This window comes from Acutalibacter sp. 1XD8-33 (genome assembly GCF_003612555.1).
Lineage (GTDB): Bacteria > Bacillota > Clostridia > Oscillospirales > Acutalibacteraceae > Acutalibacter.
On sequence record NZ_RAZF01000028.1, the window covers coordinates 14479 to 38819 of the forward strand.

At 55.4% G+C, this 24341-nt stretch carries 17 protein-coding genes, 1 tRNA gene and 2 pseudogenes; 10 read left to right on the forward strand and 10 right to left on the reverse strand.

Annotated features, from left to right (window positions below; all coding sequences use genetic code 11):
- The first annotated feature begins 36 nt into the window (after positions 1-36).
- The 9 genes and pseudogenes from D7X94_RS14205 to D7X94_RS14245 all read left to right on the forward strand — a co-directional run.
- On the forward strand, positions 37-702 hold the full coding sequence (locus tag D7X94_RS14205) for a sporulation protein YunB (RefSeq protein ID WP_120428329.1): 666 nt from the start codon (positions 37-39) through the stop codon (positions 700-702).
- A gap of 17 nt (positions 703-719) precedes the next feature.
- A complete protein-coding gene (gene ligA, locus D7X94_RS14210; RefSeq protein ID WP_120428330.1) occupies positions 720-2705 on the forward strand; it encodes an NAD-dependent DNA ligase LigA in 1986 nt (661 codons plus the stop codon).
- 580 nt (positions 2706-3285) lie between these two features.
- Complete coding sequence (locus D7X94_RS14215) at positions 3286-4521, forward strand: galactokinase (protein WP_243111328.1); 1236 nt, start codon at positions 3286-3288, stop codon at positions 4519-4521.
- 4 nt (positions 4522-4525) lie between these two features.
- Positions 4526-5143, forward strand: coding sequence for a DUF3267 domain-containing protein (locus D7X94_RS14220; protein ID WP_158591035.1), 618 nt, complete (start codon positions 4526-4528; stop codon positions 5141-5143).
- A 274-nt stretch (positions 5144-5417) separates the two neighbouring features.
- A complete protein-coding gene (locus tag D7X94_RS14225) occupies positions 5418-5630 on the forward strand; it encodes a FeoA family protein (RefSeq protein ID WP_120428345.1) in 213 nt (70 codons plus the stop codon).
- Positions 5631-5641: 11 nt separating this feature from the next.
- On the forward strand, positions 5642-5863 hold the full coding sequence (locus D7X94_RS14230; protein WP_120428333.1) for a FeoA family protein: 222 nt from the start codon (positions 5642-5644) through the stop codon (positions 5861-5863).
- Positions 5864-5924: 61 nt separating this feature from the next.
- Positions 5925-8320: pseudogene (gene feoB / locus D7X94_RS14235) on the forward strand (ferrous iron transport protein B).
- Positions 8321-8332: 12 nt separating this feature from the next.
- Positions 8333-8527: a FeoB-associated Cys-rich membrane protein gene (locus D7X94_RS14240; protein WP_120428334.1), complete on the forward strand. Its 195-nt coding sequence runs from the start codon at positions 8333-8335 to the stop codon at positions 8525-8527.
- Positions 8528-9101: 574 nt separating this feature from the next.
- A pseudogene (locus tag D7X94_RS14245) lies at positions 9102-9287 on the forward strand (transposase); the annotation flags it as partial.
- A gap of 45 nt (positions 9288-9332) precedes the next feature.
- On the opposite strand, the gene D7X94_RS14250 reads toward D7X94_RS14245, so the two are convergent.
- The 8 genes from D7X94_RS14250 to hprK form a co-directional block, all read right to left on the reverse strand.
- On the reverse strand, positions 9333-9869 hold the full coding sequence (locus tag D7X94_RS14250; protein ID WP_120428335.1) for a hypothetical protein: 537 nt from the start codon (positions 9867-9869) through the stop codon (positions 9333-9335).
- A gap of 107 nt (positions 9870-9976) precedes the next feature.
- Positions 9977-10945, reverse strand: coding sequence for a 6-phosphofructokinase (gene pfkA / locus D7X94_RS14255; protein WP_120428336.1), 969 nt, complete (start codon positions 10943-10945; stop codon positions 9977-9979).
- Between the two features lie 125 nt (positions 10946-11070).
- Entirely contained in the window at positions 11071-14550 is a 3480-nt protein-coding gene (locus D7X94_RS14260; protein WP_120428337.1) for a DNA polymerase III subunit alpha, read from the reverse strand.
- Between the two features lie 311 nt (positions 14551-14861).
- Positions 14862-15797, reverse strand: a complete 936-nt coding sequence (whiA, locus tag D7X94_RS14265; RefSeq protein ID WP_120428338.1) for a DNA-binding protein WhiA — start codon at positions 15795-15797, stop codon at positions 14862-14864.
- A gap of 3 nt (positions 15798-15800) precedes the next feature.
- Positions 15801-16424 carry an AAA family ATPase gene (locus D7X94_RS14270; RefSeq protein WP_120428339.1) on the reverse strand — a complete coding sequence of 208 codons (624 nt, stop codon included), beginning with the start codon at positions 16422-16424 and terminating at the stop codon, positions 15801-15803.
- Positions 16425-16647: 223 nt separating this feature from the next.
- Positions 16648-17508, reverse strand: a complete 861-nt coding sequence (rapZ, locus tag D7X94_RS14275; protein ID WP_120428340.1) for an RNase adapter RapZ — start codon at positions 17506-17508, stop codon at positions 16648-16650.
- A gap of 25 nt (positions 17509-17533) precedes the next feature.
- Positions 17534-18454 (reverse strand): UDP-N-acetylmuramate dehydrogenase, encoded by a 921-nt coding sequence (gene murB, locus D7X94_RS14280; protein ID WP_243111329.1) that lies wholly within the window; start codon positions 18452-18454, stop codon positions 17534-17536.
- 639 nt (positions 18455-19093) lie between these two features.
- Positions 19094-20059, reverse strand: coding sequence for an HPr(Ser) kinase/phosphatase (hprK, locus tag D7X94_RS14285; RefSeq protein ID WP_120428341.1), 966 nt, complete (start codon positions 20057-20059; stop codon positions 19094-19096).
- A 231-nt stretch (positions 20060-20290) separates the two neighbouring features.
- On the opposite strand from hprK, the gene D7X94_RS14290 reads away from it, so the two are divergent.
- Positions 20291-20367 (forward strand) — tRNA-Met (locus D7X94_RS14290).
- A gap of 138 nt (positions 20368-20505) precedes the next feature.
- Here D7X94_RS14290 and D7X94_RS14295 read toward each other — a convergent pair.
- Both D7X94_RS14295 and D7X94_RS14300 read right to left on the reverse strand, forming a co-directional pair.
- Positions 20506-21924 carry a tyrosine-type recombinase/integrase gene (locus D7X94_RS14295; protein ID WP_120428342.1) on the reverse strand — a complete coding sequence of 473 codons (1419 nt, stop codon included), beginning with the start codon at positions 21922-21924 and terminating at the stop codon, positions 20506-20508.
- A gap of 170 nt (positions 21925-22094) precedes the next feature.
- Complete coding sequence (locus D7X94_RS14300; protein ID WP_120428343.1) at positions 22095-24020, reverse strand: DEAD/DEAH box helicase family protein; 1926 nt, start codon at positions 24018-24020, stop codon at positions 22095-22097.
- Between the last annotated feature and the right edge of the window lie 321 nt (positions 24021-24341).

Sequence of the window (24341 nt, forward strand, 5' to 3'; positions counted from 1 at the left end):
CTCCCCTTCTGTGTAATATAAAAAGGGGGTGGTGTTATGCTATACATAAAGAGGCGGTTTCCCCAGCGGCCTTTCCGCTCATACAGGAAGGGCCGAGGATGGCTGCGGTGGCTGGGTGTTCTGGCGGGAATTTCTCTGGCGGTGGGGATTCTGTCGGAATGGGCCCTCTCGGCGGTTTCCAACGAGCTGACTCAAGAAGCTGCCCGGGGCTATGTGTTGGACTGTATGGCTCAGGCGGTGGAGGCTGAACTGGACAAAGAGGGGGAACCCTTTGTCACAGTAGAGCGAGGCCCCCAGGGCCAGGTATCTATGGTAAGGGCAGACCCAGAGCGGCTGAACCGCTTGAAAGCCGGCGTACTGGAACGGCTCTCCGCCTCCCTGCGGGGGAGAGCCACAGTCTATGTGCCGGTGGGAAGCCTGACCGGGGTGGGGCTCTTCAATGGCCGGGGGTTTCCGGTGCCAATCAAATTGCAGCTGGAGGGCTCGGCACTGGTGGAGTTCTCTACGGATTTTACCAGTGCCGGTGTAAACCAGACCTGCCACCGGCTCGTTATGACGGTGCGGGCCAGAGCGTATTCTCAGTCAAAACGATTTGAGGCCTGGGTAGAAGAGGAAACCGCTACCGTGCTGGCGGAAACCCTGGTGGTAGGAGAAGTCCCGCAGTTTGTGGCAGGCAGGGAGAACGGTTCAAATACAGAATGAAAAAGCGAGAGGCGACTATGGACAGAGAACGCGTGGAAAAGGAATTGGAGCAGCTGCGGGAGCAGATTCGATACCACAGCCGAAAGTACTATACCGAGGACGACCCGGAGATCAGCGATTTCGAGTATGACCGGCTCTACCGGCGGCTAGAAGGGCTGGAGGCACAATTTCCGGAGCTGGTGGAGGCGGATTCCCCCACCCGGCAGATCGGCGGGCCGGTGTACAACACCTTTGCCCCGGTGACCCATCAGGTGCCCCTGGAGAGCCTTCACGACTCCTTCTCCGAGGAGGAGCTGTGGGATTTCCACCGCCGGGTGCTGGAGCTGGCCGGGGAGGCGGAGTACGTGGTAGAGCCCAAGTTTGATGGGCTCTCCGTGGCCCTGGAATACGTGGACGGGGTTTTCACCCGGGGGTCTACCCGAGGCGATGGATTGGTTGGCGAGGATGTGACGGAAAATATCCGCACCATCCGTACGGTGCCCAAAACCTTGACCGAGCCGGTGCCCTTTCTGGAGGTGCGGGGGGAAGTGTACTTGTCCGATTCCGGGTTTCAGCGACTATGCGAGCGCCAGGAACTGCTGGAAGAAAAGCCATTCAAGAATCCGAGAAACGCCGCCGCCGGTTCCCTGCGCCAGAAGGACCCCGCAGTCACCGCCACCCGGGAACTGGATATCTTTGTCTTTAATGTGCAGCAGGTTCAGGGAGGGGCTTTTGTCAGCCATACGCAGTCTTTAGAGTGGTTGAAGGAGCTGGGCTTCACGGTGCCGCCCATATATTTCCAGTCTCGAAATATGGAAGAGATCCTGGCATTTATCCGGGAAATCGGAGAGAAGCGCGGTGAACTAGACTTCCCCATAGACGGCGCGGTCGTAAAGGTAAACAGCTTTACGCAGCGGGAAGAGCTGGGCAGCACCGCCAAGTTTCCCCGGTGGGCCGAGGCCTTTAAGTATCCCCCGGAAGAGAAGGAAACAATCCTTTTGGACATTCAGGTAAACGTAGGCCGTACCGGGGTGCTGACACCCACGGGAATCTTCCAGCCGGTCACCCTGGCCGGGACAACGGTCAGCCGGGCAACCCTCCACAACCAGGATTTTATTATGGAAAAGGGGATCTGCGTGGGGTCTCGAGTGGTGTTGCGGAAAGCCGGAGAGATCATCCCGGAGGTAGTGGCGGTGCTGGAAAACCCGGCGGGCGCGGAGTCTTTTCGTCTGCCGGAACATTGCCCCTCTTGTGGAGAAAAGGTTTCCCGCCAAGAGGGCGAGGCGGCCACGCGCTGCACGAATCCCCAATGCCCGGCCCAACTTTTGCGCCATCTTATCCATTTTGCTAGCCGGGACGCCATGGATATCGACGGCCTGGGCCCGGCCCTTCTGGAGCAGCTGACCCGGGAGGGACTGGTGGCTTCTCCGGCGGATTTGTATGGCCTCACGGTGGAGCAGCTGGAGGGCCTGGAGCGCATGGGCAGGAAGAGCGCGGAAAATCTGGCGGCGGCGCTGGAGCGGTCGAAAGGGAATGACCTTTACAGGCTGGTCTTTGCCCTGGGCATCCACCATATCGGCGGGAAAACCGCCCAGCAGCTGTGCGCGGCCTTCCCCAGCATGGAAAAGCTGCGGGCGGCGACCGAGGAGGAGATCGCGGCCATCGACGGCTTCGGCGGGGTGATGGCCCGGGAAATCGTGGAGTTCTTCTCCCACCGAGGGGCCCAGGAGCTGGTGGAGCGGCTGGCTGCTCTGGGGCTGAACATGCGGGCCCAGGAGCGGCAGGAGAAGGGGACCGCCTTGGCCGGGAAAACCTTCGTGCTCACGGGCACACTGCCCACCATGAGCCGGAAGGAAGCCACGGAGCTGATCCAAAGCCACGGGGGAAAGGTGAGCTCGTCCGTGTCCAAAAAGACATCCTACCTCCTGGCGGGGGAGGATCCCGGTAGCAAGCTGGATAAGGCCAGCAGCCTGGGCGTACCAGTGCTCAGCGAGGCGGAGCTCCTGGAGATGGTACTTTCTTAGAGTGTGTAGTTTTTTGGAGTTTTTATGGGGGGAACGGCGCGCGGGGCAGCTTGACGGCAGGCATACGGCCGGACGGGAGCTTTAAGCTGGGATACTGTGCCCAGAGCTGGCTGGTTTCGGGCCCAGGGGAGCTTTTTTTCAGTTGCAAAAGAGTTTCATCTCGTTACACGAGATGAACTCTCCGCCCCCCTCTTGTATAGTTAACCGAGCGCAGCGAGCGTTAACTATTATTCACACCCGCAAAAATTGCGCTTCTCAGGTGTTAAGATCAAGGGTAAGACCGTGGAGCTCAAGAGTTCGCGAAGCGAACTCTCCCACACACTCGCAACCTTTGAGAAAGGTAAGACTTCGTTTCACGAAGTCTACGAAACTTTTACCCTGGACCGGGTGTGGGGGTGAGCGTCTGCCAGTGGCAGACAAGCTACGAACCGATCGAAGCGGCAGCTGAGACTCGCGGAGCCCCACGGCTTTTCCGGAATGCGCGTTTCTGTGCGCATGAAGGCCACACAGTATTACTCTCAAAAGTATAAATAAAAGCCTGAACAGAATGGGCGGTAGCCCTGGAAAGCGAGGAACAGATATGACAATTAATCTCAAAGCCCTGTACGGCAACAACTGGCAGGAACAGGCGGAACGCTACGAGAAAATTCGGGAAGGCTTTCAGGAAACCTTTGGCGGAAGCCAGGACGCGGCTTTTTTCAGCGCGCCGGGGAGAACGGAAATCGGCGGCAACCATACCGATCACAACCATGGACGAGTGCTGGCCGCGGCAATTGATCTGGATATTGTGGGAATGGCGAGAAAGACGGACACCGGTGTAGTCCGGCTGCGTTCGGTGGAGTATCCCCGTTTGGATACGGTAGACCTGAATGATCTGGACCCCCGCTGGGAAAGCAGCGGTTCCCAGGCTTTGATCCGGGGGATTTGCGCCCGCTGCCAGAAATTGGGATACCAGACTGGAGGCTTCGACTGCTATACCCAGACACGGGTGCTGAAAGGATCGGGACTTTCCAGCTCGGCGGCCTTTGAGATCCTGGTGGTGACTGTGGTGAGCCATCTCTATAATGATGGGGCCATCGACCCGGTCACCGCCGCCCAGATCGCCCAGTATGCGGAAAATGTATACTTCGGGAAGCCTTCGGGACTGCTGGACCAGATGGCGGCTTCTGTAGGCAGTGTAACAGCCATCGACTTTGCGGACCCCGCAGAACCGGTGATCGAGAGGGTGGGCTTTGACCTAAACGCCTATGGACATGCTCTGTGCGTAGTGGATACCGGAGGCAGTCACGCGGATCTTACCAGCGACTATGCCTCTATTCCCCCGGAGATGAAGGCTGTGGCGGCATTTTGGGGCAAGGAATTCCTTCGGGAAGTGGATGAAACTGTCTTTTACGACCAACTGGGAGAGGTGCGAAAAGCGGTTGGGGACAGAGCCGTGCTACGGGCGATGCACTTTTTTGACGATGACCGCCTGGCCCATGAGGAGGCGGAAGCCCTCAAAGTGGGAAATTTCTCGGGTTTCCTGGAGATGGTGAGGGCCTCTGGGAAGTCCTCTGTGCAGCGCCTGCAAAATGTATACTCTCCCGCCAACCCCATTGAGCAGGGAATTACCTTGGCGGTTTCCCTTTCAGAGAGGCTTTTAGGCAGGCATGGAGCCAGCCGGGTACACGGCGGCGGCTTTGCGGGGACCATCCAGGCCTACGTGCCCTTCGATATGCTGGATCAGTACCGGGCGGGTATGGAGAGAGTCTTTGGGCCTGGCAGCTGTTATGTGTTGTCGGTACGCGGTGCCGGCGGCACAAAAGTGGAGAGATAAGGTTATGCCTAAGCTCAAATGGGCTGGGATCATTCGAGGAGAGGCGGGGGCTCTTCAGCAGGGCGTGCCATTGCCTGGAGACGCGGTAAAAATGGCAATGCCCGCTTCCATGGGGGAGATGATGAAAAAGGCGGCGGTGTTTCTCCCTCTTCCCTTGACTGTTCTCTTAGGAGCCATGTTTGTGAAAACTTATCTGAGCGGCCAAGTGGTGGTACAGCCCGTTTTTACCGTGCTGGGCTTTTGCGCGAGCGTGCCAGCTCTCCTGCTCCACGAGCTCTTGCACGCGCTCCCATATCCAAAGACTGCGGTGGTACATATCGGCCTGGTTCCCCAAGCAATGGCCGCGGTGGTGCTGGTCTCCCATCCATTGGGGCGGGGGAGGTTTATCTTCATGTCTCTGCTGCCCACTATTCTGGGAATCGTGCCCATTGCCCTGTTCCTCTGTTTCCCCCCGGACTGGACGGCCTGGAACGGCTTTTTCTTTGGGTTTGCTGCCATGGGGCTGGTAAGTCCTTATCCGGATCTTTACAACGTATTTCAAGTGCTGCGGCAGACACCCCGGAGATGCCAGATTCAGTTTTGGGGCGATGATACGTATTATTTTATGGGAGAGAGTCTTTGAACCTGTACGCGTAACCAAAGACGCCGGGTCTTTCCATAGCTCGGTGATTGCAGCTCGTGAATACATTATTCTGACCCGGAAGCCGCCGGTTTTGAGAAAGCAAGACCGGCGGCTTCTGCGTTTGCAAATTTTTTTCCAGGAGACTAATTTTCCTCTTGACAAATCCCAGCGGTTAGTATACACTAATTGTGTCGTGATTAGTTGTTGCTAACCGTACGAAAAGGGTAGCATGATTGATCAGGCGGTCATAATCGACAGTCAGAAGGGAGGCGGGATGATGCCGTTAACAATGGCTATTCCGGGAGAGACGGTAATAATCCGCAGGATCACCGGAAAAGACGAGGTACGCCAGCACTTGGCAGAACTGGGCTTTACGGTGGACAGTATGGTTACCGTAATAAGCCAGCTGGCCGGAAATGTTATTTTGCAGGTCAAAGACAGTAGAATCGCCCTGGATAAGACCATGGCAAACCGTATTTTTATTTGAGGAGGGCCGGTATGAAAACGCTAAAGGAGGCAAAGGTAGGCGACACCGTTCAGGTGGTGCGTCTGCATGGAGTGGGAGCCGTAAAACGGCGGATTATGGATATGGGGATTACCAAGGGGGTGGAAATTTTTGTCCGCAAGGTAGCGCCTCTGGGAGATCCCATGGAATTGAAGGTGCGGGGATATGAGCTGTCCGTGCGCAAAGCGGATGCGGAGATGGTGGAGATTGCCTGAGATTTTGTTTTGGGCTCTTGGAGTTAGTGATAGCTAATATTGTTGTAGGAGGAAAAGACCAATGGAAATCAAGATTGCTCTGGCGGGCAACCCAAATTGCGGCAAGACAACGCTTTTTAACGCTCTGACCGGCTCCAACCAGTATGTAGGAAACTGGCCTGGCGTGACAGTGGAAAAAAAGGAGGGCCGCCTGAAAGGGGACAAGGAGGTCGTGATTCAGGACCTGCCTGGAATTTACTCCCTGTCGCCCTACACCCTGGAAGAGGTGGTGGCGCGCAGCTATTTGGTGAACGAGCGGCCCGACGCCATTCTCAACATTGTGGACGGCACCAATATCGAACGCAACCTTTATCTCACAACCCAGCTCATTGAGTTAGGTCTGCCGGTGGTGGTGGCGGTGAACATGATCGATCTGGTGCGGAAAAATGGGGATAGAATCGACCTGAAAAAGCTGGGGAAGGCCCTGGGCTGTGAAGTGGTGGAGATGAGCGCCCTGAAAGGCGAGGGCGGGATGGAAGCTGCCCAAACAGCCATGGATGAGGCCAGGCGGAACCGCGCGGGAGAGCTCCCCCATGTGTTCACCGGCAGCGTGGAGCACGCCATCGCCCACATCGAGGAGTCGATTTCCAGCAAGGTTAGCGACCGCTATCTACGCTGGTACGCCATCAAAATCTTTGAGCGGGACGAGAAGGTGATGGAGGAGCTGAGCCTGGACGGCGAACTCAGGGCCCATCTGGAGGAACATATCACGGACTGCGAGAAGGAGCTGGACGACGACAGCGAAAGCATCATCACAAACCAGAGGTACGCCTACATCAGCAAGGTGGTGGACAAAGCGGTAAAGAAGAAGGCGGCTGCCCACAGCTTGTCCGTATCGGACCGCATCGACCGGGTGGTGACCAACCGGGTGCTGGCCCTGCCTATTTTCGTGGCCGTGATGTTTTTGGTATATGCCATCGCCATGGGCGGCTGGAAGGTGTCCATAGGCACCGCCCTCACCGATTGGGCCAACGACGGGCTCTTCGGCGACGGCTGGCTGGTCCCCTTTGTCTCCGATGTGGACGGTTTGAAGAGGCTTCCGGCGCTTTCGAAGAGGCTTCCGCCATTGTGGAGGCCGGCGAGGCCGGAGAGTCCGTGATATACTTCTATGACGACGATTCCGGCGAAACCTCCGCTGTGGACGTCACCGAGGAGGCGGTGGCCGAAGCGAAAGAGGTACTGGCCCAGTACGGCGAGGACGGCCCCGATCCCCGCGCCTATGGTACTTGGGTGGACAGTATCCCTGTGACGGTGGGAAACTGGCTGGAACAAATTGGCTGTGCGGAGTGGTTGTCAGGGCTGATCAACGATGGTATAATAGCGGGTGTGGGGGCCGTGTTGGGGTTTGTGCCCCAGATGCTGGTGCTGTTCCTGCTGCTGTCCGTCCTGGAGGATGTGGGGTATATGGCTCGCATTGCCTTCATCATGGACCGGATCTTCCGCAAGTTCGGCCTCTCCGGAAAGAGCTTTATCCCCATGCTGGTGGGCACCGGCTGCGGCGTACCCGGGGTCATGGCCTCCCGTACCATTGAGAACGAGCGGGACCGCAGAATGACCGTTATGACCACCTGCTTTGTGCCCTGCGGAGCAAAGATGCCTATTATTGCCATGTTTGCCGGGGCATTGTTCGGGGGTGGCACATGGGTAACCACATCCGCATATTTTATTGGTGTAATGGCTATCGTAATCTCCGGCGTTATCCTAAAAAAGACAAAAATGTTTGCGGGGGATCCGGCTCCCTTTGTGATGGAACTGCCCGCCTACCATGTGCCCGCTGTGGGCAATGTGCTCTGGGCCACCTGGGAGCGGGGCTGGTCCTTCATCAAACGCGCCGGTACCGTGATTCTGGCTTCATCCATTGTTCTCTGGTTTCTTCAGGGCTTTGGCTTTGAGAACGGTGCTTTCGGTATGGTGGAGGAGAACAATTCCTCTTTGCTGGCATCCATCGGCGGTGTGGCGGCTTTTCTCTTTGCCCCGCTGGGCTTTGGGACCTGGCAGGCCACCGTGGGCACGGTTACCGGCTTAATCGCGAAGGAAAACGTGGTTTCCACCCTCCATGTCTTATATCCCGGCCCGAATTTTGCCGCTGAGATCGCCGCGGCCTTTACTCCGGTTGCGGCATATAGCTTCATGATTTTCAATTTGCTCTGCGCGCCCTGCTTTGCGGCCATGGGAGCCATCAAGCGGGAGATGAATAACTGGAAGTGGACCCTGGGGGCCATTGGCTACATGTGCGGCTTTGCCTATATAGCGGCATTTGTTGTATATCAGATTGGGTCGGCCTTTGCGGGGGGCTTTGGAATCGGCACGGTACTGGCGATTCTGGCCGTGGCGGCAGTGGTGTACCTGATGGTCCGCAAAAACAGATATGACGGCTCCGGTCTGACTGTGAGCGCCGTAGCAGCCGCAGAAAAATAAGGAGGTGGTTCTATGCTCTTATCCACTGGTATCAATCTGCCTACTGTCCTTATTGGGGCCATAATCGCCGTAATTTTCGTGGCTATTCTTCTTCGGGGAATCCGCCGGAGGAAAAAGGGCGAGAGCGGCTGTGGCTGCGGGTGCTCGAGCTGTCCGAACAGAGCCGTTTGCCATACGGGGCAGGAGGAAAAGCCTGACGGGCGCTGACAGGCTGAACCGATAACAACTTTCTTCCTATTCGCCCCCTCAAGAGATTTCGCCGCATTTTCACCCGCCGTCAGTACCCAACCTGGAAGAAAGCGTATCAATCTTTAACTGAATAGAGCCATAGGCCTTACGACCTGGAAATCTTCCAGAAAACCGGTGTCTGCTCCGACCCTACTGCTAACTGTGCAGTTGTCAGAATGTTTTATTCTAACCGTATCAAAATGGTGGAACGTGTGGCGATGGCCACGGACGAAGCGATGTACCCCTACACATACTGCGAGCTGTTACCGAGGGCATCTCCTATGACGTCATCAATGAATAGATCATTTATGGGGACTATTCCTTTTGGGAAGCGCTGATGAAGCTCTGTGGCAAAGAGCTATTTATCTGGTAAAAACGGAACGAAAAAGCGCCTGGCTATGGGCCGGGCGCTTTTTTGTCTATCGAAAACCACTCGCAAGACGAGTGGTTCAAAAGAAGGTTTTTGGCGATGATGTAGAACGACTCCTTTTGTTGTAAAATAAGTTTGCGGTCTGGCAACTGCAAGAAGAAACACCAAAAGGAGGACATACAGATGGATGTCACAAACAGTTTAGCACACACCAGGTGGAATTGCAAATATCATATAGGATTTGCGCCGAAATACGGAAGTAAGGTGTTTTATAAGGAGAAGAAGGCAGAGGTAGGGAAAATACTGAGGAGCCTTTGCGAGTGGAAGAAGATAAGGATAATAGAAGCAGAAATATGCCCGGACCACGTACAAGGGTAACCCCGGGGATTGCCCTGTCCTTTTTGCGATATCCGGTCAGGCTTGCTTCAGATACGCGTCACACCAAAGCTGCGCCTCCACATAATGATACCCTGTCTTGCGCAAAATTTGCCCAAGACTGCCGCTGTTCGCCTCCATCAGCTGGCGCAGGCCACTGACAGTGAGCAGCTCCACTGTCCCGTTTTTCTGGAATGCCGCCCCGCTGTCACCAACTGTAAAGCTGATGTGCCAGGGGGCAATATCTTTGAGCAGCAGCCGTGTTTCCGGTCCGTTTCCAAACCAGCCGTGGAGATACGCGCTGCCTTCCAGCACAAAGGACAGGGGATGCGCTTCCTCCGGCCTGCCGCCCAGCAGGAGAAAACGTTTATAGAGATACGCGTCCTGGGCTTTTCGCAGGGCGTAGTAGTTGGCAAAGTCCGCAAAACGGTAAAAGGCGGTGGTCTCCGGGTGCTCCTCCGCCAGCGTTCGGGCCAGCTGAAAGGCCTGTGACTCTGGCAGGCGCATGATGTTCTTCAGCGGAACGCAGCCGGGATGACAGTAATTCACCAGAACAAGCTGGTCGAATGTTTTCATCTTCCCCCTCCTCAAGTCAGGATTATCAAAGAAACCGGCGCCTGCCGGAAGGATGTTCCGTGAGCGCCGGTCCCATATCTGGACGCAAAAGCTATGTGTGCCGGACCTTAAATAGACAGCCGGGCAGAAACCCGGTATAGGTTCTCGTCAAAGATGCGGGGCATGTTCAGGGCCTCGGTGATGTCGAAGTCTACCACCTGCTCGCCCTTCAGGGCAACCACCCGGTTGGAAGCGCCGTTGTACAGCAGCTCTACGGCGTGATAGCCCATCCGGCTGGCCACCACCCGGTCCCGCAGACTGGGGGAACCGCCCCGCTGCACATGGCCCAGAACCGTGGCCCGGCTCTCAATGCCGGTGGCGGCCTGGATCCGTTCTGTGAGCTCCTGGGTATGACCCACACCCTCGGCCACCACAATGATGTAATGCCGCTTGCCGGTGCGCTGGGCGGCCTTCATCCGGTCCACAATATCCCGCTGGAAATCATAGGGCACTTCCGGAACCAAAGTCGCCATAGCGCCAACGGCAATGCTGGTATGCAGGGCGATGTCGCCGCAACGGCGGCCCATTACCTCCACCACGCTGCACCGGTCATGGGACTCTGTGGTGTCCCGGATCCGGTCAATCATTTCCATGGCGGTATTTAAAGCGGTATCATAGCCAATGGTATAATCCGTACAGGCAATGTCATTGTCAATGGTGCCCGGCACGCCGATACAGGAGATACCCTCCGCGCAGAGGTCTCTGGCTCCCCGGAAGGAACCATCGCCGCCAATCACCACCACGCCGTCGATCCCCTTGGAACGGCAGAAATCCGCCGCTTTCTTAACGCCTTCCGGCGTGTTAAATTCCGGGCTGCGGGCAGTAAACAGAGCCGTGCCGCCATGCTGGATGATGTCGGACACGCTGCGCATCACCATCTCCTTCACGTCGCCGTTCAAAAGGCCGTTATACCCGCGCATGACGCCGTAAACCTTCATACCAAAGGAAATCGCGCTGCGCACCACCGCCCTTACAGCCGCGTTCATGCCAGGAGCGTCGCCCCCGCTGGTCAATACTGCAATTGTTTTAGCTCCCATCTTTTGCTACCTCCAACTTTCGTACTGGTCTGTACCCTAATTATACCAAATCTCCGGGAATTATCAAGGGGGTTTGAAAAGATTTTACGCCTTCCAAGGCTGCCGTTCCCTTTGTTTTCCGGACTTTACTGGCCCCGCTGTCCTACAAAGCGGCAGTTCCCCTCCCCCAGAAGCCGCAAAAGGGCCTTCAGCAGCTGGTCGCTGACCTCCACCCGATATTTTGCGGGGGCCTTCAGCAGCTTGTTCTGATCCTTAAAAAAGATATACAGGTCGTTGTGCCCGCCGTCAAAGATTGCCACATACTGCATGGCTTTCTGATAGTGGGGATCCTCCATGGAGTCAACGCGCAGATACAGTCCCGGCCGAACACTGCTTGCCATTTCCCCGGCCTTTGGCGGCAAAGAAAAGGTATCGCACAGCAATTCAGGCTCTTTTTCCTCCTGAAAGCTCAGCCGTCCGCCGGCCTCCACAACAGCCCCCTCAAATATCAGATTCCCGAACTCCTCCAAAACCCGGGGGAACACCAGCGCGGTCATGGTCCCATACATATCTTCCAATGTGACAAACGCCATGGTGGACCCGGACTTGGTATCCTTCCGCCGCACAGAGGTGACAATTCCCAAAAGAGCCACCCTCTGTCCGTCTTGGTACTTCCCCCCCTCCCCATTTTCCGCGCTCTGGAGGATCTCTCCTGTTTTGGCATACCGCCCCGAGGCGTAAAAAGAGGCGTAGCCCGCCATAGGGTGTCCGGTGAGGTACATGCCTGTTACCTCTTTTTCCTGGGCCAGCTTGTCCTCGGGAGAAAAATCCTCCGCGTGTGGCAGGGAGATCTCGCCGCCGGGAGCCTGGGGAGAGTCGAAAAAGCCCACCTGCCCCTCAATGTTCCGGCGCTTATCCTCCTCTAAGCCGTTCAGCACAGGCTCCAGCCCCAGCAGCATCTCCCGGCGGTTGTTGCCAAGGCCGTCCAGAGCGCCGCACTTCACCAGGCTCTCAATCGCCCGGCGGTTCATCTCCTTACCGGCCATTCGTTTACAGAAATTGTAGAAAGAAGTGTAGGGACCTCCCCCCCGGCGCTCCTGGACCATCCGGGCGATGACGCCCTTTCCCAGATTCTTCACCGCCGCCAGACCGAAGCGGATCCGCTGCCCGTCCACCGTGAAGCCCGTGCCGCTATAGTTCACATGGGGGGGCAGCACTTCCAGGCCCAGGCGCTTGCACTCCTCAATATACTCCGCCACCTTGCCGGTCCACCCCAGCACGCTGGACAGCAGCGCCGCCATGTACTCCTGGGGGTAGTGGCATTTCAGGTAGGCGGTCTGGTATGCTACTACGGCATAGGCCGCCGCGTGGGATTTATTGAAGGCATAGGAGGCGAAGTCCTGGATCTCCTGGAAGAGCTTCTCCGCCGTGGCCCGGCCCACCCCCCGGTTCAGGCAGCCCTCCACCTCCCAGGTGCCGTCCTCTCGCCGCTGGCCCTCGATAAAGATCTTCCGCTCCCGCTCCAACACGTCGTGCTTTTTTTTGGACATGGCCCGGCGCACAATATCCGCCCGGCCCAGGGAGTACCCCGCCAACTCCCGGAAGATCTGCATCACCTGCTCCTGGTAGATGATGCACCCGAAGGTTACGTCCAGGATGGGCCGCAGCCGTTCGTGCTGGTACTTCACCTTGGCGGGGTTTTTACAGTTTTCCAAATACGTGGGGATGAACTGCATGGGCCCCGGCCGGTAAAGGGAAATAATGGCGATGAGGTCCTCAATGCCCGTGGCCTGAGACTGGACCAGCAGCCGGGTCATGCCGGCGGATTCAAACTGGAACACCCCCACGGTATTGCCCCCCGCCAGCATGTTAAAAGTAGCCTTGTCGTCGTGGGGGATGGCGTCCATGGAAAAGGCGGGCTCGTTCTGGCGGATGAGCTTCTGGGCGTTGTCAATGACGGAAAGGTTTCGAAGGCCAAGAAAATCCATTTTCAGCAGGCCCAGCTCCTCGATGGCCGTCATGGTGAACTGGGTGACCACCACGTCGTCATTTTTCGCCAGGGGCACGTACTCCATCACGGGCCGGTCGGTGATCAGCACCCCCGCCGCGTGGGTGCTGGTGTGCCGGGGCATCCCCTCCACCTTCATCGCCATATCCACCAGGGCCTTCACCTGGGCGTCGCTCTGGCAGCGCTCCCGGAAGTCTTTGGACTGCTTCAAGGCTTTCTCCAGAGTCATGCCCGGCTCCATGGGCACCAGCTTGGCCACCTGATCCACCTTGCCGTAGGGCACCGCCATAGCCCGGCCCACGTCCCGGATAGCCCCCCGAGCGGCCATGGTGCCGAAGGTGACGATCTGGGCCACATGGTCCGCGCCGTACTTGTCCAACACATAGCCGATGATCTCGTCCCGGCGCTCGTCGCTGAAGTCGATGTCAAAGTCCGGCATACTCACCCGCTCCGGGTTCAGAAAGCGCTCGAAAATCAGGTTGTACCGGATGGGGTCTACATTGGTGATCCCGATGCAGTAGGCGGCCAAGCTCCCCGCCCCGGAGCCCCGCCCCGGCCCCACGGGAATGTCCACGCTTTTGGCGTAGCGGATGAAGTCCCAGACGATCAGGTAGTAGTTAACATAACCCATCTGGGTGATGGTGTCGATCTCGTACTGGAGGCGGTCTTTCAAGTCCTGGCCTGGGTCGTCCCCGTACCGGGCGCGGAGGCCGTCCCAGCACAAGCGCAGGAAAAATTCCTGGTTGGGGGAGCCGTCCGGGGTGTCGAAGTGGGGCAGCTTAGTCTTGCCAAACTCGAACTCCACCTGGCAGCGCTCCGCGATCTTCACGGTGTTGTCCGCCGCCTCTGGCAGCTCTGGGAACAGCCCCCGCATCTCCTCCTCCGACTTGTAATAGAGCTCGCCGGAGCCGAAGTCCAGCCCCTCCTCCTCCACTGTGCGCCCGGTCTGGATGCACATCAGCACCCGGTGCATCTCCCGGTCCTCCGCGTCAATATAGTGACAGTCGTTGGTGACCACCAGGGGGATGCCAGTCTCCTGGGACAGCTTGATGATGCTGGGGTTTACATAATGTTCGTCACTGAGGCCGTGGTCCTGAAGCTCCAGGAAAAAATTCTCCGAGCCGAAGATCTCCCGGTAGCGCAGGGCGGCCTCCTTTGCCCCCTGATAGTCCCCCCGGAGCAGGGCCCTGGGAATTTCCCCGGAGACGCAGGCGGACAGGGCGATCAGCCCCTCGTGGTACTGCTCCATCAGCTGGAAGTCGATGCGGGGGCGGTTGTAGAAGCCCTCGGTCCAGCCCAGGGAGACCATGGCGGTCAGGTTGCGGTAGCCGGTCTCGTTCTCGCAGAGGAGCACCAGATGGCGGTTTTCGCTGTCGAACTCGTGGACCTTGTCAAAGCGGGTGCGCTTGGCCACGTAGACCTCGCAGCCGATGATGGGCTTGATCCCCCGCTTTTTCGCCGCCTTGTAGAAGTCGATGACGCCGTACATGTTCCCGTGGTCCGTAATCGCCACGGCCTTGTGGCCCATCTCCTGGGCCCGGTCCAGCAGGCGCTCGATCCGGCAGGCCCCGTCCAGCAGACTGTATTCCGTGTGCACGTGCAGATGCGCGAACGCCATCGTCCCACCTCCTCTTCTCCCGCGCTAAAGTTTCCATACCATTATGGAGTAATACGGAGTGGCCTTCATGCGCACAGAAGAGTTCGCAAGCGAACTCTCGCGCATTCCGGCAAGACCGTGGGACTCTGTCCCACACCCTGCGAGCTTTTGAAAAAGCTCGAGCAAAACTTTTACACTGGTCAGCTGAGTGCGATAAAGCTAACCAGGGTAAAAGTTTCGTCCACCTTTTCAAAGGTGGTGGGGGTGGAGGGGGCAAAGCCCCTCCCCGCCGGGGGCCATCAACACTCTCAAAAAAATGCCATTTGTGCAAGTTACATAATTCCATCGATGCCCTTTTCTTCGATAATGGCCTCCCCCATCTCCAGCAGCTTTTGCAGCCGGTGGTTCACCCCGCTGCGGCTGATCCCCAGCCGCTGGCCCAGCTCCCGCAGGGTGAGATCCGGGTTGTTCAGGCGCAGGACCGCCAGCTCCCGCAGGCCGTCCGGAAGGCTCTCCAGCCCTCGGCAGTCGCTGATGGCCGCGATGGCCGCGATCTGCCGGGCGGAGGCCGAGTAGGTCTTGTCCATATTGGCGGTCTCGAAATTGGTCTTGCGGTTGATGTTGTTCCGGGCCTCCTTGTACATCTTCACCTGCATCAGCTCCATGGAGGCCCCCGTGGCCCCCAGATAAGTGAGCAGATTCTCGATCTGGCCGCTGTCCTTCAGGTACACCCCGTAGCCCCCCGGGCGGCGCACCACCGCCGGGTTGCTGGAGAAAGCCTCCGCCTCCCCCAGCAGGGTGTATAGATCTCCCGCCAAATTTTTATAGGGTGCGGCGAATTCCAGATGGTAGCCCTTGTTGGGGTCCGTCACGTTCCCGCAGGCCAGAAAGATTCCCCGCAGAAAGGCCGTCTGGCAGCAGTCTCCCTCCAGCACCGCTCGGTTGATGCGCAGGCTGGGCTCCCGGCCCGTGTGCCCGAAGGCTTCTACCAGCCGGACCCGCTCCTGCTCCTCGGGCAGGCTCACCCGGTACGCGGGGCGGCGTCTCCGGCTCACCGCATAGCTTAGCTGAGCCGAGACCCCAGGCCCGGACGCCGCCAGCTCCAGCATCCGCCGGGCGGCTGGGCCACTCTCTGTGGTAAAGGCCGCCTCCTTGATGGTAAAGCACTTGGAGAAAAGCCAAGCGCCATAGCATTCCGCCCGCAGGCAACAGTCCCGCTTGATCTGTATTTTGCAAAGCTCCGTTTTGATATCCGCCGTAAACGACATTCCCTATCCGAACCTTTCCCTATCACGCGTTTCCCGATCCAAAAGCTGCCTCACCTGGGCCGCGATCCCCTCGTAGTCCACCTGGGAGAAATCAGTGGTGTCCACCACAAGGCGCGGGCCTCCCACATCAAAATCCACCATTCCCCGGGCGGTGAAGCCCTCCACAAACCGCCGGAAGCTCATGGGCTGGTATACCGCTTCTTCCCCGGCGGGCTCCGGATATTGGGTATTCACCACATGACCCCGATGGCGCTGGGGCGACTGATCCCGCCGCAGGAACCGCTGGTATATGACCTCATAATCCCCGGTAAGCAGCAGGGTGAAGGGCTTGCAGCCGTACCGCTCCAGCAACCGCCTCACGCCGGGGACAGAATCCCTCTCGAAATTGTTTTCCAGAATCACCGAACCGCCCCGAGCCATCACCTGCCCCGCGGCGTAACACATAGCCTCCATGGCCCCCACGCCCAGCGTCACCTTTTCCGCCCGGCTGCGAAAGCCGATGGTATCGTAAAGGCGCTCCTTGATCTCGTCCTTGGAGAACACGGGCAGGCCCAGACGCTCAGAAAGGACCCGGGCCATGTGGGACTTTCCCGCAGCGGGCATGCCGCCGACCAGAATGCAGTACATCACATAGACTCCTCAATAAATTCCTGATGAAATAGACGGCGCTGAACAAAATTGCGCGGTCCAGGGGTGGAAAACTTGGCTTTGTCAAGTTTCGGCCCCATGGTGGGGTTTGGGGGTGAGTGTCTGCCAGTGGTAGACAGGTCGCGAGCTGACCGAGCCGGCAGGCAAAACCGCTTCTTTGCCCCCGAAGGTCCATGAATACCCAAAAAATTTTCGCAAGGGCTCAATATTTCTGAATATCCCGATGGGTCACGCTGGCCTTGACTCCCTTTGCCCCCAGATAGCCGCAGGTAAACTGGGCCAGGGCCACGGACCGGTGGTGCCCGCCTGTACAGCCCACCGCCACCACCAGCTGACTCTTCCCCTCCTTTTCATAGAGGGGCAGCAGGTAGTCCAGCAGGCTGGTGTACCGGGAGACAAAACCCCGGGTCTCGTCGTTTTCCATCACATAGTCTCGCACATCCGGGTCCAGTCCGGTTTTGGGCCGCAGCTGTTCATCGTAAAAAGGATTGGGCAGGCAGCGCACATCCATCACCAGGTCGGCCTCCATGGGGATGCCGAACTTAAAGCCGAAGCTGATGCAGTGTACCGTCAGCGAGTCGCTGGCTGTGGTGAGAAAGAGCTCCGCAATCCGGCCCTTCAGCTGAGCGGGAGAGAACCCAGAGGTGTCCATGACAAAATGGGAGCCCTCCCGCATGGGGGCCAGCATATCCCGCTCCAGGCGGACCGCTTGCTCCAAAGAGCCTCCCAGGCCGTCGGAAAGGGGGTGTCTGCGGCGGGTCTCCTTGAAGCGCCGGACCAGAACCTCATCGGAAGCGTCCAAAAACAGGATCTTATAGGGCTTTCCCTCCATCTTCAACGCTTCCATTGCCGTAAAGAAAGACTTGAACAGCTCTCCGCCACGGGTATCCGTCACCACCGCCACGCGGCTCATCGTGTCCTCCGATTTTGCGCACAGGTCATAGAAAACCGGAATCAGCGCCGGCGGCAGATTATCCACGCAGAAAAATCCGATATCCTCCATGGAGTGCATCGCCTGGGTTTTACCCGCCCCGGAAAGTCCCGTTACTACCACAAATTCCATTTTAACCGCCTTGCTCCTCCCTGTTTTACCGGTCCCCGATGATCCGCACTTCCGGTTCCAGCTCCACACCGGTCTGCTTCCACACGGTTTCCCGGACCAGCTCCATCAGCTCTGTCACATCCCGGCAGGTAGCCCCGCCTGTGTTTACAATAAAGCCCGCGTGCTTTTCGCTAACCTGAGCCCCGCCCACGCTGCGCCCCTTTAGCCCGCATTGGTCGATCAGCGCGGCGGCATAGCCGGTTTTCGGCCGCTTGAACACGCTGCCCGCGCTGGGCATGTCATAGGGCTGTTTTTCCTTCCGCCGGGCCATCAGTTCTTCCATCTTTGCGCCGATCTCCCGGGGATCCCCCGGGATAAGCCGGAACTCGCCAAAGGCAATCACCTGGCCGGATTCGGTGTATCTGCTGTGACGGTAAGAAAAATCCAACTCCGCCGCCCCATAGGTTCCGGGATGCCCTTGGGAATCCCAATGCTCTGTTCTGACAATCACATCTTTCATCTCGCCCCCGTAGGCCCCGGCATTCATATAGACGGCTCCTCCTACGGAACCAGGAATCCCCCAGGCAAATTCCAATCCGGAGAGCCCATGGTCTCTGGCAAACGCGCATACCGAAGCCAGCGGCGCAGCTGCTCCCGCCCGGACGGACACCTGGTCGGGCCGCAAAGCGATCTCTTGAAATTCTCCCCCCAGGCACACGGCGGCTCCGGAAAACCCCCGGTCGCTTATCAGCAGGTCAGAGCCCTTTCCAATGATAATTCTGGGAATCCCCTGGCGCTCCAGTTCTTTCAGCACACCGGCCAACTGAGAGGTGGTTTTCACAATGACAAACCGGTGGGCCGGTCCACCGATCTTAAACGTCGTATGGGGAGCCAACGGTTCCTCCGCCAAATTCTCACAGCATAGGCGGTCCATCTCCTGGTCAAACGCAATATCATCCATTATCATGCGGCCTCCCTCCTGCCATTCTCAAAAGTTCACGTCAAAGCATATGCTCTCATAAGACTGCCCTATTCTACCTGCGGTTCAAGCGAAAGCTAAGAAGCTGTACCAATAGGATTTGTGTTATAGTAAACACACTTGAAAATCGGTATATACCGATTTTCAAGCTGGGCGGCTCAAGAGGCTGTGACCTCCCCACCTGGTTCAAAAGAGGTGATTCTACCTCTTTTGAACTGCGTTAACTATACTTTTGAGAGAGTGTTTTTGCCTCTGGCAACTGGGGAGTCTCACCTGCCGGTTCGGTCGGCGCTTGACGGTTCCCACTGGGGACCAGCGCCCCCAGACCCCTGACCAACTGTAAACTGGGTGTTGCCAAGCTTTGACCAGCTGGACCGGTCGAAGCCGTCCAGGATAAAAGTTTCGCCCGCCTTTTTAAAGGCGGTGGGGGTGGAGGGGGCGAAGCCCCTCCCGCCGGAGCCGCCGATCTGTGGCGGCGGAGGCCACACAGTATTACTCTCAAAAAGTATACGATTTTCGAGCAAATTCAGTGGGGAGAAGCAATCTGGCGATTGACAAGTTCTCACAACGCCACTCCCCGGCTGAATTTGCCGGAAAGGGGAATGCAAACGCCTATTGGTACAGCTTCTAAATATCCAGGTCCATTTTTATCTCGCTGGACTCCATTCCATCCATATCCACGCCCATGTTTGCCAGCAGTTCCTGGGCGGCATTATAGCCCATCTCCTTCTGCCGGTTGTTCATGGCCGCGACTTCAATAATCACCGCCAGATTCCGCCCGGGTTTCACCGGAATTGTAATCACCGGAATGCGGATTCCCAATATCTCAGTAAACGCGTTTTCGATCCCCATACGGTCGTATACTTTGGCGGCGTCCCAAGGCTCCAGCTTGATGCAGAGCTCAATTTTCTGCGTAGGCTTCACCGCGCCGGTGCCAAAAATGCGCTGCGCGTTAATGACCCCAATACCTCGCAGCTCAATGAAGTGGCGGATATTTTCCGGGGCCTGGCCCACCAGGGAAATACTGGAAACCCGGCGGATCTCTACAGCGTCGTCGGCAATCAGCCTGTGTCCCCGTTTGATCAGCTCAATGGCCGCCTCTGACTTTCCCACGCCGCTGTCCCCCACCAGAAGGATCCCCTCTCCATACACCTCCATAAACACGCCATGGCGGGTAATTCTGGGCGCCAGCTCCACATTAAGATAGGCAACCAGACTGGCCAGTGCACTAGAGGTGGTATCTTGGGATAATAGCAAGGGGATTTCGTATTTTTCTGCAGCCGCCAGCATCATGTCCCAAGGCTGAATGCCCCGGGCCAGGATAACCGCCACCGGATGCAGGGCAAAATAGCGCTCAATCGCCTCGGTTCGGGGCTCCTCCCCAAAACGGTTGAGCAGCCCCATTTCCGAACGGCCCAGAATCGCGATACGGTCGGTATCAAAATATTCATAGAAGCCGTTCAGCTCCAGACCAGGCCTGGTCACATCCCGGGAGCGAACGGGGATCAGGCTGGGATCCCGAGGCAAATAGAGCGGGGTGAGCCCCTGATTTTCTATTATTTTTGACAATGGCAGGGTATATTCTTCCACCATATCATTCTCCTCCTAAATCGTTGTAAAAGCAATCACTCTATTGTGTTGAAAGCGCAACATGGAAAACACCACATAGTAATTTATAGTATACCACATATTGCTCACGATGGAAAGAGGCTTTCAAAAAACTCTTGGCCTGAAAAAATTTTCAGGTTTTTCAAAAAAAACTCTTGCAATTCTTTCCCATGTGTAGTATACTAAATAAGCACTAATGAAGAACGATTCAAATAACGCGGGGTGGAGCAGCTCGGTAGCTCGTCGGGCTCATAACCCGAAGGTCGTAGGTTCAAATCCTACCCCCGCAACCACACATATGGCCCAGAACACTAAGTTCTGGGCCATATCTTGTGTTTTCAGGTTGTTTGCATACTAGTTTTGACCCCATTTTTACCCCTAAAACTGTAAACCATATACCTTTACAGTTGAATTCGAGTTGAATTTAGCCTTTAGACCGGGATTTGCAGGAGCAGTTGCCCTGCATCCAAGACCAGCATATGGGCTGGGGTTGGTTCAGGCGGACATAGGTTTATCAGCAGTTCCTCTTGCAGCCGCTCCTTCATTTCCTGTAGGCTCTGGTACAGGTCCGCACCAGTAAACTGCACCTGTGGAAAGTCCGGTGCGGTAAACAAGAATCCTCCTGTTGCCAGTGGCGTTGCGATAACTGGATAGGAAATCGCCTGCGCCGGAGCTTGGCCCATGTCGAATAGTTCCTCCATCAGCGCCATGCTCTCAACTTTGTGGCTGGTCAGCACATGGGCATAGGTGTCCATAGTGAATGATACGGAGGCGTGGCCTAGAATGACCGACAGAGTTTTTGCGTCCATGCCCTGCTCCATAGCTCGGGAGGCGAAGGTATGTCTCAGGGCATGAAGCGTGAAGTGCCTGAGGCCAGCCAAGTTGAGGATTTGGTTGTACTGGTCCTTAAAAGTTCGAGGCTCCATGTAACCTCCCAGGGGATTGGTGACAATCATGCCACTGTCGACGTAGTTCTCGCCCGCCGCTTGGCGATCGCTCTGTTGGACTGCTTTCCAGTTCATCAGGTCTTGCATAACAGCGGGAAGAATCGGAATGGAGCGGATAGAATTCTGGGATTTGGGGCTCTGTATCACGATTTCGGTCTTGCTCTCCCCTGGCGGGACTGCACCACGCTTCTTCAAGCGGTTCAGTGTCCTGCGTATGTGCAATAACCCTGCTTGCACGTCTAAATCTTCCCAGCGCAACCCCAGCACCTCTCCAATGCGTAGGCCGGTAAAGAGCACCAGACGGATAAAAACGCCGTAGCGGTGCTGGTAGCTGGCCTTGATGAGCCGTACCTGTTCGTCCCTGGTCAGTATTTCGATTTGAGGCTTGTCTCCCTGCGGCAGGTTGATGGCGGAGGCCGGATTGCTGGGGATGTATCCCTCGTTGACTGCAAAGGAAAAGGCCTTGTGCAAAAACAGATTGAGATTCACAATCGTTTTTGGCGCAAGGCCCTCTGCCTCGGCTTTGTAATTGTAGAATTCCTGCAACAACCGAGGCGTGACGTCCCGGAGCTGCAAGCCGCCCAAGCTGGGCTTTAAATGGATTCGTATGTACCCCTCATAGCTGATATAGGTAGATTGCTTCAAGGAGCGCTTCATGTAGACCTCAAGGCACATATCCAGCCACTCGCCAAGAGTGATGCTGCTGAACGCATTTGGAGCTGAATCCCGCAGGACGGACAGCTCATGGAGCAGCTTAACGGCTTCCTCCTGGGTATCTGTGTAGCGGGAAACCCTCTTTGGCTTCCCGGTCGCGTAGTCGATTCCAACCGTCACACGGACCTCCCAGCGGCCGTCGGGCCTTTGACGGATGTTTCCCTCTTTGTTTGCTCTGATTTTTGACATCTGGCTCAACCCTTTCCAATTGGATTTGAAACTGCTTTTCGGTTTCAGGGTTATAATATGTGCCTGAAATGTTGGTGAAAAGCGGTTCTTTATTGGATAGGTTTAATTGTGTTTATCTTTGTACTATAATAGCTATTTTAGAAGTGCATTCAGCTGATATTAGAGCCAGTCTATTCAGACATATCTCCAGAAGATTCTTCCACAAATGTTTCGCTTATCCCTGCTTCACTCTTCTCATCCTTCTTGTGAGTAATCTTCAAGAGTTTGTTTCCAGCAGAATCACAAGAATATGGCAAGTCGAAGTAATCGCTAACTCGGTTTATATCTGCTTTCCAGCGGCCACTTTCCTGTTGATTTTTCATTTTAATGCCAAATACATTATGTTCTTCATCCAAGAGATTTAATAGCATATTCCATAGCTCCATCCCTGCCTCCCGGGAGAACGGAGACATCTCTAGGTATTTTTCAAAACAGCTCCTAACTTTGGGCGTAGTGCGGTCAATAACATCTTCCAAAGAATCATCAAACTTCATATCGGGGCTATAGTCTAAATCGAACCAAGCACAAATACTCTTTTCAAAAAGATGATTTCCTTTTAGAATATTATCGATTGCTGTCTCATAAAAACCTTCTTCTATAGACAATTGATATGGCGCATACAAGCTCATATCAATAGAATTCCTACTCAAGTAACTTGGAACGCCAAAAAGTTTCTGGAACTCCTCGTCAATATTCCCGCTCTCCCAATGGTCACGGAAAAACCGATGAGGGTCATTATGAAATTGATGGGCTAAATCCAGGTTATTCTTTGTCAAACCTTTACGTTTGTTCAGCTCTTCAACATCAGGAACCAGCACATACAAATTCACAACATCTCCTTCCTTTATGCGTTTCCTTCCTAGCATTTGTATAACCTCTGACTTATCCACCGAATCGACCACAATGTGTTTTAGCTCATCATCATGAAAATTGATGCCATTGTAGAGTATCGTTGTTGAAATAAGCACGCGATTCTCGAACCGTTCTCTGCGCATCATGTCTTGTAAGGATTGCCTGTCATTTCCTTTTATATCTGCATGGACAAATTGAGCGCACTTTCCAAGAATAGATTTCAATTCTTCGCCTTGTTTCTTAGTGCGGACAAAAATCAGCCATTTGTCAGAAGATGAAGCATCGTTTATTGCATTCACAATATTTTGCCACTCGCGGAAAAAGTGCAGGCGTACATAATCATAATTCGTAGAAAACTTATATACTTGCAGATAGTGCCTCTGGGACACTGTATTACACCACTGCTTCGTATCCTCGCGCTTCTGATTAAGCCTTATCATTTCACGTTCATGTCTGTCCTTTAGTTCCGTAACATTCTCTCCCTTTTTGAGGGCATCGTCCATTTCAGCTTTTTGATTTTCCTCTACCCTTTGCTTATTAGCATCTTCAATCTGTATGGTTCCGTTGCAATAATTATCCAAAGCAATTTTTTCTTCGAGCAAAAGAACAGGTTCTACACTATCCGGCGTAGCTGTCATGTAAATCCGAGTTGTCCAAAAGAAACACGAAATCAGTGCTTTAAGAATCTCGCTTGTATGTGAATTATAGGTGGAATCGGAACAGAAAAAATGGGCCTCATCGCATATCACCGCTTGAACATATCTAATGGTGCCATACCAATCATGCTTTATGTATGACATAGCTTCTTGATAAGTTATAATGTCAACATTATTCCAAACAGGGTAGTTGCGAAGTGAACTTGTACCCATTGTAGGCATAGGGCTTAACCTGTTTCCCATAGTTCGCTGTTGCAAACAGAGTCCGCTTCTATTTGTGAGAAGAAGAATTCTTCCTCCATTTCTCGCGATAATTCTAGACAGATGCTCCAACACAAATGTACTTTTTCCTGAGCCAGTGGGAGCATTTATAAGTGCTGGTCTTGGTGGATAGCGTTTTGCGGCCCTTGTAGTAAAATCATGCTTAAACCATTCATTGGCTACATTAGTCATTTTATCTACGAGATTACCAGAGCCCATATCATTGACGCGCTTGTTGAGCTGACAGCCACTACCAATAAGTGATATCACATCCCACTTAGAATCCATCTTTACCCTCCATTATGCCGTGACACATTCTAGTGTCAATTATTTTTTGCGCATACAAGATATGCACCCCCGCATTTGGGAAGATGGGATGCAACTATATATATTCCTGTGCTAGGCCTCCCATTTTTCTATTGCAATTATACCAATTTATTCACTAAATTTCAAGCCCCCAGCACAACATCAGTGCTGGGGGCTTCACCAAAATTCAAAGAGGAGCAAATAATCGGTAAGAAACAAAAATAAGACTAACTAGGGTTTACTGAAAAATGAGGAAAAGAGGAAAAGGAAAAGAGATTTGAAAATAGAGCAAAAGCGAGCGCG

Bases quoted from the DNA above. Each gene is read 5' to 3' on its own strand.
- D7X94_RS14205 (WP_120428329.1), top strand. From the start codon at position 37: ATGCTATACATAAAGAGGCGGTTTCCCCAGCGGCCTTTCCGCTCATAC.
- ligA (WP_120428330.1), top strand. From the start codon at position 720: ATGGACAGAGAACGCGTGGAAAAGGAATTGGAGCAGCTGCGGGAGCAG.
- D7X94_RS14215 (WP_243111328.1), top strand. From the start codon at position 3,286: ATGACAATTAATCTCAAAGCCCTGTACGGCAACAACTGGCAGGAACAG.
- D7X94_RS14220 (WP_158591035.1), top strand. From the start codon at position 4,526: ATGCCTAAGCTCAAATGGGCTGGGATCATTCGAGGAGAGGCGGGGGCT.
- D7X94_RS14225 (WP_120428345.1), top strand. From the start codon at position 5,418: ATGATGCCGTTAACAATGGCTATTCCGGGAGAGACGGTAATAATCCGC.
- D7X94_RS14230 (WP_120428333.1), top strand. From the start codon at position 5,642: ATGAAAACGCTAAAGGAGGCAAAGGTAGGCGACACCGTTCAGGTGGTG.
- D7X94_RS14240 (WP_120428334.1), top strand. From the start codon at position 8,333: ATGCTCTTATCCACTGGTATCAATCTGCCTACTGTCCTTATTGGGGCC.
- D7X94_RS14250 (WP_120428335.1), bottom strand. From the start codon at position 9,869: ATGAAAACATTCGACCAGCTTGTTCTGGTGAATTACTGTCATCCCGGC.
- pfkA (WP_120428336.1), bottom strand. From the start codon at position 10,945: ATGGGAGCTAAAACAATTGCAGTATTGACCAGCGGGGGCGACGCTCCT.
- D7X94_RS14260 (WP_120428337.1), bottom strand. From the start codon at position 14,550: ATGGCGTTCGCGCATCTGCACGTGCACACGGAATACAGTCTGCTGGAC.
- whiA (WP_120428338.1), bottom strand. From the start codon at position 15,797: ATGTCGTTTACGGCGGATATCAAAACGGAGCTTTGCAAAATACAGATC.
- D7X94_RS14270 (WP_120428339.1), bottom strand. From the start codon at position 16,424: ATGTACTGCATTCTGGTCGGCGGCATGCCCGCTGCGGGAAAGTCCCAC.
- rapZ (WP_120428340.1), bottom strand. From the start codon at position 17,508: ATGGAATTTGTGGTAGTAACGGGACTTTCCGGGGCGGGTAAAACCCAG.
- murB (WP_243111329.1), bottom strand. From the start codon at position 18,454: ATGATAATGGATGATATTGCGTTTGACCAGGAGATGGACCGCCTATGC.
- hprK (WP_120428341.1), bottom strand. From the start codon at position 20,059: ATGGTGGAAGAATATACCCTGCCATTGTCAAAAATAATAGAAAATCAG.
- D7X94_RS14295 (WP_120428342.1), bottom strand. From the start codon at position 21,924: ATGTCAAAAATCAGAGCAAACAAAGAGGGAAACATCCGTCAAAGGCCC.
- D7X94_RS14300 (WP_120428343.1), bottom strand. From the start codon at position 24,020: ATGGATTCTAAGTGGGATGTGATATCACTTATTGGTAGTGGCTGTCAG.